The 11,483-nt window shown below is 51.3% G+C and carries 10 protein-coding genes; 6 read left to right on the top strand and 4 right to left on the bottom strand.

Going from position 1 to position 11,483, the window contains the following annotated elements; genetic code table 11:
• Positions 1-83: 83 nt before the first annotated feature.
• A complete protein-coding gene (locus tag AC52PS_RS01155; protein ID WP_495561191.1) occupies positions 84-392 on the bottom strand; it encodes a PKD domain-containing protein in 309 nt (102 codons plus the stop codon).
• A 184-nt stretch (positions 393-576) separates the two neighbouring features.
• On the opposite strand from AC52PS_RS01155, the gene AC52PS_RS01150 reads away from it, so the two are divergent.
• Together AC52PS_RS01150 and AC52PS_RS01145 are read left to right on the top strand one after the other, a co-directional pair.
• Complete coding sequence (locus tag AC52PS_RS01150) at positions 577-1,800, top strand: lysophospholipid acyltransferase family protein (protein ID WP_495561190.1); 1,224 nt, start codon at positions 577-579, stop codon at positions 1,798-1,800.
• A gap of 88 nt (positions 1,801-1,888) precedes the next feature.
• Positions 1,889-2,194, top strand: a complete 306-nt coding sequence (locus AC52PS_RS01145; protein ID WP_495561189.1) for a hypothetical protein — start codon at positions 1,889-1,891, stop codon at positions 2,192-2,194.
• A gap of 180 nt (positions 2,195-2,374) precedes the next feature.
• On the opposite strand, the gene AC52PS_RS01140 is transcribed toward AC52PS_RS01145, so the two are convergent.
• From AC52PS_RS01140 to AC52PS_RS01130, 3 genes are read right to left on the bottom strand one after another with little or no spacing between them, the layout of a single operon-like run.
• Positions 2,375-3,706, bottom strand: coding sequence for a galactokinase (locus AC52PS_RS01140; RefSeq protein WP_495561188.1), 1,332 nt, complete (start codon positions 3,704-3,706; stop codon positions 2,375-2,377).
• 8 nt (positions 3,707-3,714) lie between these two features.
• Entirely contained in the window at positions 3,715-4,500 is a 786-nt protein-coding gene (locus AC52PS_RS01135) for a hypothetical protein (protein WP_495561187.1), read from the bottom strand.
• A 10-nt stretch (positions 4,501-4,510) separates the two neighbouring features.
• Positions 4,511-6,580 carry a sodium-translocating pyrophosphatase gene (locus tag AC52PS_RS01130; RefSeq protein WP_495561186.1) on the bottom strand — a complete coding sequence of 690 codons (2,070 nt, stop codon included), beginning with the start codon at positions 6,578-6,580 and terminating at the stop codon, positions 4,511-4,513.
• Positions 6,581-7,020: 440 nt separating this feature from the next.
• Here AC52PS_RS01130 and AC52PS_RS01125 point away from each other — a divergent pair, with 440 nt between their 5' ends.
• The 4 genes from AC52PS_RS01125 (at position 7,021) to AC52PS_RS01110 (ending at position 11,402) form a co-directional block, all read left to right on the top strand.
• Complete coding sequence (locus AC52PS_RS01125; protein ID WP_495561185.1) at positions 7,021-7,980, top strand: NAD(P)-dependent oxidoreductase; 960 nt, start codon at positions 7,021-7,023, stop codon at positions 7,978-7,980.
• 437 nt (positions 7,981-8,417) lie between these two features.
• A complete protein-coding gene (locus AC52PS_RS01120; RefSeq protein WP_495561184.1) occupies positions 8,418-9,881 on the top strand; it encodes a sensor histidine kinase in 1,464 nt (487 codons plus the stop codon).
• A 47-nt stretch (positions 9,882-9,928) separates the two neighbouring features.
• Complete coding sequence (locus AC52PS_RS01115) at positions 9,929-10,297, top strand: response regulator transcription factor (protein WP_495561183.1); 369 nt, start codon at positions 9,929-9,931, stop codon at positions 10,295-10,297.
• Position 10,298: 1 nt separating this feature from the next.
• Entirely contained in the window at positions 10,299-11,402 is a 1,104-nt protein-coding gene (locus AC52PS_RS01110; RefSeq protein ID WP_495561182.1) for a response regulator, read from the top strand.
• Positions 11,403-11,483 lie beyond the last annotated feature (81 nt).

The raw sequence follows: 11,483 nt of genomic DNA, 5'->3' as shown, positions 1-11,483 counted from the left end.
GGGGAACAAGGAACTTGTTGAAGGACCGAAAGGTGATACTCCACAAGCAGGAAAAAAAGGAACAGGAAGTCGCATAATTTATATCAAAGACCGAAGGACCATGTGACATCTATGTTGACAAATGTCGGGTTTGCCAGACTGTCATCGGTAATGGAGGAGGTTTCGGGTACCGAAAAGATCTCCCAGAGATAATCCAGGGGAGAACCGTCAGGGTCGTTGGAGCCCGAACCGTCAAGATACACGGTTTCACCCTGAACCACCGTCTGATCGCCTCCTGCGTCCGCCACAGGTTTCTGATTGGACACATCATCGAAGGTGCCCAGAGGGTCACAACTCATTAAAAGAGCCAGCGCCGATATCAATATTGCAAACAAAATTCTTGTCCGTTTCATACTTTATCCCCTTGTTTCTCAACCCCGGGGAATCTTCAGGTAAAAGCCCGGGTTTTTTAGTCAACTATTTATAATGTAGCGCTTTTGCAGTTCTTTTCAAGATTCCTGAGAAAATTAATCATTAATTTTTCCTTGCAATATCCTAATGTCCGGGATAAATTGAGCGATATTTTTCGGAGAGGTCATGCATCAGAAACGGAAAACCCGGGCATATCACTGGTTTCACACAATTTTAAAGCTCAGCTTCGGCAGATTCCTCCGGTGGCGCTACCGGGTTGAAGCCACCGGGCTTGAGAATATCGGGAAGCAGCCCGGTCCCTGGCTCGTGCTTCCCAACCATGTGATGACCTGGGATCCGGTGCTGGTTTCCCTGTTTATCCGAAAGCCGGTGTACTTTATCGCCTCGGATGCCAATTTCCGCAATCCGGTGGCGTCCTGGTGGCTTCGAAGGCTGGGTGCCATCCCCACATCGAAACAGGCCACCGACCTTACCACCGTGAAGCAGATGCTGAGCTTACTGCGGGAAGGAAAGCATGTGGGGCTTTTTCCCGAGGGAGAGCGGACCTGGGACGGCGTGACACTACCCATTATTCCCGCCACCGCCAAACTCGCCCGCCTTGCGAAGCGTCCGGTGGTGGTACCGATCATTAAGGGCGGCTACCTCAGTCTTCCACGCTGGTCGTTTCAAAGCCGTCGGGGGCCCATCAGCATTGAGTACAAGCTTGCGATTTCTGCCCATGAGCTGCCCCGCCTTTCACTGGATGAGATTCAGGAACGAATACAAAGCGCACTGTTTCACGACGAGCATGAGTATCAGATCAGGCAGAATCTTCCCTATATTTCCCACGCTCCGGCAGAACCCCTGGAGCTGGTGCTGTTCAGCTGCCCGGAATGCCGGAACCTGAACTGCATGCATGGAGAAGGAGATGTATTCCGCTGCAGCAGTTGCGGTTTTACCACTGCGTTCAGTTCCTACGGGCGGTTCCGTGCTGTAAACGGCTTTTCCCCGCCCTTCGAAACCATTTCACAATGGTCAAAGTGGCAAAAGGAGCTGCTCAAGGAGAAAGTGTCGGGCTTGCTGGAATCCAACGGTTCCAGTGCGCCCCTGTTTCAGGATGAACCTGTGAAGTACGCCACAGGGTACAAGTTTAAATCCCTGAAGCACCAGGCAGAGGGGCGGCTTATACTGAAGGCTGCAGGCTTAGAGTTTTTTGCCCATGACGGCAGAGCAGTGCATACCTTTCCCTGGAAGGAAGTGCGGGCTTTAAACGTAGTGTATCAGAATCAGCTGGAGTTTTATTATGCCGGCAGACTTCAGGTGTTCACTTTTCCAGGTAGAAACACCTCAGGATATAAATATCTTGCAGCCGGAAAACTTTTCATACCCGGGGCAATGGAATCTGAATAAAAATCCATCCCAACGGTACAATGAAGGGACAGCCTGATGCATATGAACTGTTACAGGCTGATAAGACCAGTAAAATTCAGGAGATGTGATGAAGACAAAGAGATGGATATACCTGGGAGTTGTGCTGATTATCGTCATGAGCATCAGTTCATGTCTGCCGGGTGACGGATCAATTGAGGCAGAGAATCCTGCAGGATTTTTCTGGGGCGTTTGGCACGGCTGGGTTGCACCCATCAGCCTGATCGGAAGTCTGTTTACCGAAAATATCAGAGTATATGAGGTGATTAACAGCGGATTCTGGTATGACCTGGGCTTCTACATGGCAATTGTCAGCGGCTTTGGCGGTCTGGGATTTGCCCGGGGTCGGAAAAAACGTCAGGAATTCGAAGAGTAAGACTCCGGGGACCGCAAGACGGTCTCAGGCTAATGAAACCGGAGTGGCCGCTCCGCCTCTCTGGTTCCTTTTCGGCTCCCGTTTACCGGTCTCCGGCCCAGTGCTCTTGCTCGATGTTCCGGCTAAGTGTTTTGCTCAGTGTTCCGGCCCTGGTCTCGGGTCCCGTATTATGGCCCCGTTTTAGGGCCATTCCAATGCAGCCGCGCCCCGAGACCGGATCTGCAGCAGCTCCACGCTGTCATGACCGCATAAGCCGGAGAGATCCTGAATGAGTTCCGGGGCAATTTCCATATCAGCATAAAACTGCATGCTTCCTTCAAAGCCGCCGCCGTGCACCCGGATTACCGCGCTCTTTCCGTAGCGGTTCTCCACCATGCCGCCGGTGAGGGCCAGGTTTTGCTCCTTCACCGCCCCTGCTGCAGTGACATTCTGGAGAAAACGCATTGATGAGCTTCCAGATTCCCTCACAAGATCCAGATAATTCCGAATACGGTCGTGGCTAAGGGCTTGTGCCATGGCTTCCACCCTTCGATTCTCACGGAAAAAATGCATGCTTCGCAGCAGAGCCCTGTCACTGATAGATGGATCCCGCCGCAGTCCTGGTAGACGCTTATAGAATTCCAGCTCCGAAACGTCCGCCAGCCGCCCTTCCCCCATGACTGAAGCCACCGCCTTCATATCTTCCGGAACCGCAGCATACTCATGGGTAAGATCCGCATGGCTTCCGCCGGTATTCACAATTCCCAGCACATATCCCCGGGAAGCAAAATCGTAGTCCAAAGGCGAAATTTCCGGCGTTTCTTCATTGGTGAAATCGATTTCCACGATGCCGCCATGGGCGCAGGCGATCTGATCCATAAGACCGGAAGGCTTCCCGAAATGGATGTTTTCCGCGTACTTTCCCGCCAGTGCAAGTGATAGGGTGCCCGCTTCGCCCCCGTTGAACAGCTGACTGAAAATCTGGGCGATCATCACCTCAAATGAAGCTGAAGAAGACAGCCCGGAACCCGGGGGAACCAGCCCGTGCATGGAGGCGGAAAATCCGCCAATTGCGTAGCCGTTCTGGCTGAACCAGGCGGCAACACCCCGGATGAGAGAAGCGGTGCTTCCCTCCTCCCGGCTGCGGGGACTGAGATCGGTCAACTCAAGAACGATTTCATCGAAGCCCTGTGAGCGGACGATCACCCGGCCGTCGGACCGGGGAACCGCAGCCGCTCCAATATCCAGATGCACCGATGCGGCCAGAACCCTGCCTCCGTTGTGGTCGGTGTGATTCCCCCCCAGTTCCGTACGCCCGGGGGCGGATAACAGCCGGTAGGCTGCGGAAGTTCCGGAATCCAGACCGCTGATTTCCCCCAGGGCGTCCAGAAGCATTATGTAGCGCCGGCGCTGGGCGTCCAGAACGCCTGAAGCCTCCCCTCCGGCTGCAGGGGAGGAATAGAGGGATGCAAGCTGAGCATCCAGAGCGCCGTCCTGTACCAGACTCTTCGCCTGCTGCAGTGTTAATTCCATTTGCATCCTCACATGGTGCGGAAAAACTTGAAATGCTCTTTCTCTATTGCACCCAGTTCAGGCATGGGGAAGAACTTGGTTTTGTCCTGGGAAGCAAACATAAACCCATGCCTGATAATGGCAAAGCTGAACTGGTCAAGATTGCTATCCAGGGCAATGCCTTTGTTATGCTTATCGATATATTTCTTCAGCTCGTAAAAGCCATCCCGGAGTGTGGAGGGATGAATATTCCGTACTGGGCTGGGAGCGAAGGGGTTTTTCTCGAAATTATTGATGAACTCGACTAGATCCACATCAATCTGGGTGTAAAATTGTCTGGGTGCCGACTTGCTCTTGGTGGGATCGGTGATGTATTTTCCGAAGCTGGGAAAATCATGCTCGGAGAGGGCCATCATCCGCATGGGTGTAATTTCCGCATAGAGGCGAATTTTGTCTTTTTCATGCTCAGCATCATGGGGGGCCGCATCCAGCCCCAGGGCATGGCCCTCCTGGGTGACCAGGTAGAGACGCTGAATGGCCGAGAACTCAACATGTTCCAGAACCCGGTATGACTTGATGAATTTCGTGGCCTTCGGCCGGCCGTCCTCGTGGGGCACCAGGTCGGCATACACTTCATCAATGGGAAAATACTCGTTCCGGTACTCCGGATCGATCTGTGCGAAGATCACTTTGCCGCTGTAATGTCGGCTGGATCCGGAAGTATAATGTCTGGCGAATTGCTCAGGTTCCAGATGACTGCCGATCAACGCATTGTTGGGATACAAGGTCATGTAAAGATGTTTGGTATAGTCCATTTCAGCCCCCTTATTGCATATTCTTGAGAATCGGTGCGATAACCAGCGATACAACCGCCATCACTTTAATAAGAATGTTCAAGCTGGGTCCGGCGGTATCTTTGAACGGATCGCCCACGGTATCGCCCACAACCGCAGCTTTATGGGCTTCACTGCCCTTGCCGTGGCTGTCTCCCGATTCTATCATTTTCTTGGCATTATCCCATGCCCCGCCGGAATTTGCCATAAAAATAGCCAGCACCACGCCGCTGGCGGTTACCCCGAGGAGAAGCCCCAGAAGCATATTTACCCCGCCCAGGAAGCCCACAAGGAGGGGAGTTACAATGGCAATTACACCGGGAAGCATCATCTTTTTCAGGGCGGATGTGGTGGATATGTCCACGCAGCGCTTGTAGTCAGGTTCTTCAGTCTCCTGCAGTATCCCGGGTTTTTCCCTGAATTGTCTGCGCACTTCCTCAATCATGGCGAAAGCCGCATCGCCGATAGCGCTCATGGCCAGGGATGAAAAGAGATACGGAATTACCGCTCCCAGTAACAGACCGGATATTACCAGAGGGTTCAGGAGAGAGACATCTTCAAGGGTAATGCCAACCTGTTTTTGAAATGCGGAGAACAGAATAATAGAGGTAAGGGCGGCTGAGCCGATGGCAAAGCCCTTCCCGATTGCCGCGGTGGTATTCCCAACGGCGTCAAGTTCATCGGTAATTTCCCGCACTTCAGGGGGAAATTCACTCATTTCCGCCAGTCCTCCGGCATTGTCGGCAATTGGACCATACGCGTCCACCGCGAGCTGGATTCCCAGGGTCATGAGCATCCCAAGAGCTGCGATGGCCACACCGTACAGGCCGGCAAGAAGATTTCCCAGAATGATCGCGATCACAATCACCACTATGGGAAGAAAGCTGGAGGCCATGCCCACACCCATTCCGGTTATGAGGGTTGTGGCAGGTCCGGTTTCACAGGCTTTCACGATCTTCTTCACAGGGCGGGTTCCGGTTCCCGTATAGTATTCGGTGAGAAGACCGAGGCTGAGCCCGGCTGCCATTCCCAGAACCGATGCAATGAATATCCTGATATATCCGCCGAATTCAAAACTCTCACCCCGAAGTAAAAACCAGGCTGCAACGAAGGTGAACACTGCGGAAATGGCGGCTGCGGAGAAGGTTCCGGTGTTCAGGGCTTTCTGAGGGCTGCGTCCTTTCTTGATGCGCACAAAGCGTATCCCAATGAGGCTGGCCAGCACGCCGCTAGCGGCAAGAATAAGGGGAAATATGGAGAGTCGGAAACGCAGAAGTTCGGAACCCGCGCTGGCGGCACCAAGTATCATGGCACCCACAATGGAACCCACATAGGATTCAAAGAGGTCGGCTCCCATGCCGGCCACATCGCCCACATTGTCCCCCACATTATCTGCAATGGTTGCCGGATTGCGGTGGTCGTCCTCTGGAATACCCGCTTCAACTTTTCCCACCAGGTCTGCTCCCACATCTGCGGCCTTGGTGAAAATACCACCCCCCACTCTGGCGAAAAGCGCCATGGAGCTTGCACCCAGGCTGAATCCCGATACAATCTGGAGGATCTGCTCGGAGAAAACCTCAATGGAAAAATCAATAAACAGGCCGGATACAAACAGAATTACGAGTATTCCGAACATGGCAAGCCCCACCACGCTCATACCCATAATGCTTCCGCCGGTGAAACTCACTTTCAACGCCTCGTTAATGCCGGTACGGGCCGCATGGGTGGTTCTGCTGTTGGCGGCGGTGGCCACCTTCATGCCGATAAATCCAGCCAATGCGCTGGTCCCGGCACCGAGAACGAAACTCAATGCCTGAAACCGGAGAAGTCCCTGGTTTGAGACTGCAAGAAATACTGCAACGATGGCCACAAAGGGCAGCAGCACGCTGAATTCCCGGGTCAGAAACGCCATGGCCCCTTCGGATACATAACCGCTGATTCTCTTCAGCCGTTCATTCTCAACCGGCTGTTTGAACACCCAACGGGTGCGGTTCATCGCATAGCCCAGAGCCAGAACCGAGCCCGCCAGAAGGGCAATGAGTCCCATGTTCAATAGCGACATAGATTCTCCTTTTAAAAGTGAGAGGTAATTCAGTCTCCCACTATAGCAGTAGTAATGTTGTGTATTTTTGAAGCAACAGTGTAAACCGACTCCAAATATGAAGCAAGAAAATTGAGTGTTTTACTGAGGCAATTTCAAAAACCGGCAATTTTAGAAATTGGCAAGACCTTTGAAATCATAATCCCTTTATTGGTAATAGGTTATAGTTTCACCTATTACTCGGCATCTTTCACAATTCGATTTTAAACGATGCTCTATATGAAACTTTTTTGAACCGCGGTTCAAATTCAGCGCTTTTCCCCTGGTACACCGGCGGCTTTCCACTTAGCGGCTTGGGGCTTTCCCTTAGCTGTCTGGCGACTTTCCACTTAGCGGCTTGGGGCTTTCCCTTAGCTGTATGGCGGCTTTCCCCCGCCTCCTGCAGATGATATATTGAAACCATGCATGTACATTTTCAGGATAATTGGTCGGATGACGACAGGGAAGTGTTGCGGAGGCAACTGGATTCACACATCAGCTTGGGTTTCGCCGCCGATCCGGATGATATGCGGGCCGAAGTGCTGGTTGCCGGTAGACCGGATCAGAATCTGCTGGACGGGCTGAAGGGGCTGCATTCGGTCATTGTGCCGTTCGCCGGTCCGCCGAAGAATACCATTGCCCTGCTTGGGGAACGCCCCCACCTGAAGTTATACAATATTCATCATAATGCGGTTCCCGTAGCGGAGCTGACCCTGGGACTGCTCTTGTCCGCCGCCCGGCATATTCCCCTTCGAGACCGTTTACTCAGAACAGGGGACTGGACGGGATCCTACCATCTTCCCAGCATGATTCTCAGAAATAAACGGGTGCTCATTCTGGGGCGGGGTGCAATCTCCGGGGAGCTGGAGGCGGCTCTCCGGGCGCTGGGGATGGATCTGCGCTTCATCCGCAGCAATCCCCGGAAGGGAGTTGAGGATGAGTTTCCCCGGGAACGGCTGCATGAGCTATTGGAAGAAAGTGACGTTCTAATTTCCACCCTTCCTTTGAGCGATGAAAGCAGGGGAATGATCGCTGAAAAGGAGCTTGAACTCCTGGGCCCCCGGGGCATCGTGATCAATGTGGGCCGGGGCCGGGTAATCGATGAAAATGCATTGTACACCGCTCTGGCGGAGCGCAGCATCCAGGCTGCCGGGGTGGATGTGTGGTACCGCTACCCCCGGGGGGAGGGGGGCGGTGCGAACACCCTTCCTGCCGGTCATCCCTTTTGGGAACTGGAGAACCTGGTTATGAGCCCCCATATCGCCGGTGAATGGCCCAACCCCGAAGTGCAGAGGATGCGCCTGCAAGCATTGGCCCGGCGTATCTGCGATATTTATCTCCAAAAGCCCGTACCCGTTGTTGATACCCGACGGGGATATTAAAGCTTCATGGAAGATCATCCTCAGGCATTCCCAGATTTTCTCCCGTTTTTCATGAAATTTTCCCATGGATTTGAGGTTTCCCGGAATTATCGTGTTGAATTTCCTGTATCTGTAATATACTTGAATCCAAAGGCCGGATTCACTCAAAATTCCATTTTGCTTGATTCCGGGCAGGAGATCTAAATAAGCAATTATCTTTACCAGCGGTAATTGCTTATTTCTCACGGCCCTGGCGGCATCAAAAATCAGGATTTTTCATGTTGTCATGGAACATTAAATAACGATAGAGAAAGATTATTTCTCTTGTTCATTCTAACTGACACATTCTCAACAAGATGCAGCTTCAGAATATCTGTTGTAAAAATGCATCAATGAGTCTGGAACATATTCCCTGCGGCTGATCACCCGAGGGGCAACGATGCAACCTGGAGAAGATTATGAAACAGCACGGCAAAAACCAATCCTCCCTTATACAAGAATCCTTCGAAATTGCCCCCATACTCTATTACGGCGGATTGCTGATAATCGGTGTGGGGGGGACATATGGTCTCATTGTGGATGCCCTGGCCGGAAAAACGGCTTCGGTCATAAACAACGGAATTACCCTGGCAATTCTCCTTGTCAGTTTTCTTCTGGTGATAAGCAAGCGCAGCGACCGAAATAATGGTCTGGGCCTGGTTATGTATGCCACCATGTACACGTTCCTCAGCGAGATATTCCGTGTACTGGGCGATCCGGCCATGCTTGAAAATCAGATTTACAGCTCGCTGGTGATGACGGTGAGTCTCATTGCAATCGCCGGTTTTGTGGTTTCCAAATTTGTATCCATCGCCGTTTCAGTTCTCACTCTGGGATTCGTCGGGTATTTTGTATTCAGCTACGGCAGCCCGCTGCTCCAAACCAGAATGGTGTACTTTTCCCTGGCAATTGTGGGTCTGAATTACATGATAGTTTTTTACCGGGTTCAGCTGGAACGTCTGGTGAGAAACCTCCACAGAAGCAGGGAAGCGGAACGGGAGGAACGTCAAAAAGCCACACAGCTGCAGCAGAAAGCGGAAAAGGCGCTGGAACAGCTGCAAAGCGCTCAGAAAAAAATTATCGTCCAGGAAAAAATGGCCAGCCTGGGAGCACTCACCGCCGGCATCGCCCATGAAATTAAAAACCCCCTGAACTTCGTCACCAATTTCAGCGAATCCTCAGTAGATCTCATGGATGAACTGAAAGCCCACCTGGGGAAACTCACCTCGCATCTTGAACCGGATGATAAGGAGGATGTGGAGTACCTTCTTGATGAACTGGGAAAAAATATGAAGGATATTAATGAGCATGGAAAGCGGGGCGACCGGATTGTGAAAAATATGCTCATGCACTCCCGGGGTGGAAACAACAGCTTTTCCCGGGAAGATCTGAATATTCTCATTGAAGAGTGTGTCCATTTGGCGTATCACGGGATGCGTGCCCAGGATCAGAGCTTCAAATGCGATATTGATATGGATCTGAGTTCCAACACTCCCCACATCGATATGATCCGGGCCGATCTTTCCCGGGTTTTTCTGAATCTTATGAATAACGGATTCTACTCCGCGTACCAAAAATACAACGAGTCCGGAAACGGGGATTTCCTTCCTAAACTCACGGTAAAATCCCAGCTTTTGTCTCCGGAGGAAGTGCAGGTGATAATTGAAGATAACGGCCAGGGAATACCCCCAGACATCCTGGAAAAAATCTTCACCCCCTTCTTCACAACCAAACCCACAGGAAAGGGAACCGGGCTGGGGCTCTCCATATCTTTTGAGATCATCAGGGATGAACACGGAGGCCATATGGATGTTGAAAGCGACGAAGGCAGCTTCGCGCGGTTCATCATTAATCTTCCGGTAACCAGCAGGAAAAACCGCTGAATCCGGGGCTCAGCTCAGAGCACCGGGCACCAAATCAGGAGCCATGTATGGAGATATTAGTAGTAGATGATGAACCGGCAATTGTACGACTCTTTCAGCAGCGCTTCCGGAAAGACATCCGGGCGGGAAAACTGACCCTTCATTTCGCTTCCGACGGCGCTGAAGCATTGGAGATTTTCAACTCTTCAAAGGCTGAAGTTGTTATGATACTATCAGATATTAACATGCCGGGAATGAGCGGTCTGGAACTGCTTGAGAAGATCCGGGTAATGGATGACTCCATTCCCGTGTATATGATCAGTGCCTATGAGAACGAACAATATTCCCGACAAAGCACAGAACTGGGGGCAAACGGGTTTATTCCCAAGCCGCTGGATTTTGTGGGATTAAAAAAATTACTTCAGTTGGACGAATAATATGCATAATTTTCTTGTGGTTGATGATGAAGAGAGCGTGGAACGGCTGATCAGCCAACGCTTCAGGAAAGAAATTCGAAGCGGAGAGTACAGCTTTCACTTCGCCGGTGATGGCGAACAGGCCATAGAAATTCTCAGAGAATATCCTAATATCGAAATTGTCATTACAGATATCAATATGCCCCGAATGGACGGTCTCACATTGCTCAACCATGTTCAGGAAATCAATCCCATGGTGAAAACAATCATGGTTTCCGCCTACGGGGATCTGAAAAATATCCGAGCATCCATGAACCGCGGAGCCTTCGACTTCATTACCAAGCCCATAGATTTTGAAGATCTTAGAGCCACCATGGATAAGACAATCCGCTTTGTTACCGAATTAAAGGAAAGTCTTCGAACCGTCAAGGAAAATAATCTGCTCAAAATGTACGTCAATCCTTCGGTTTTCACCGCCTTGAACGGCGGCTCATCGTCGGCCCTCCACTCTTCCGAAGCCAGGCAGCATGAAACTTCAGGTGCAGAGGATGACGAAGATTTCACCCAGTTCAGCCAGAGAATCCATGCCACGGTGGCCTTTGTTGATATTTGCAGATTCACCAAACTCAGCGAAAACCTTCCCCCGGACAGTATTTCTTCATTGCTGAATTTATACTTCGATGAAATTGCCCGGACGGTTACCAAATACGGGGGCACCATCGATAAATTTATCGGCGATGCCGCAATGGTTGTGTTCCAGGAAGGAGATCATGTTCTCCAGGCGGTTCGGGCATGTCTGGAAGTCCAAAACAATCTTTCCCATCTTCTCAACCAGGAGATTGCACCGGGATTCAGCTATCCGGGAATCTCTGCGGGTATCAACTCGGGTGAAATGCTCAGCGGAAATTACGGCAGCCCCAGACTGGGCCGCCTGGATTTTACCGTTATCGGTGATGTGGTAAATACCGCGGCCAGGGTTGAAAGCAAGGCCGTCTGCGGTGATATACTGTTCCCTGGAAATATCAGCGGTGAAATTTCCGGAGAGTTTGCCGTTGAATCCACAGGCACCTACGATTTGAAGAATAAATCTCAGCCCGTGGAATTATTCAGAGTCTCCCGGAAATAACTGATCTCTGAATATCCAGGAAATTTCAAAATTCTTGATTTCGAAATTTTCCCACAGGCGTATATTACTCACAACTCAGGA

The organism is Salinispira sp., assembly GCF_059431795.1.
The sequence above is the reverse complement of the archived record's forward strand: the minus strand, read 5'-3'. Positions and strand labels throughout refer to the sequence as shown.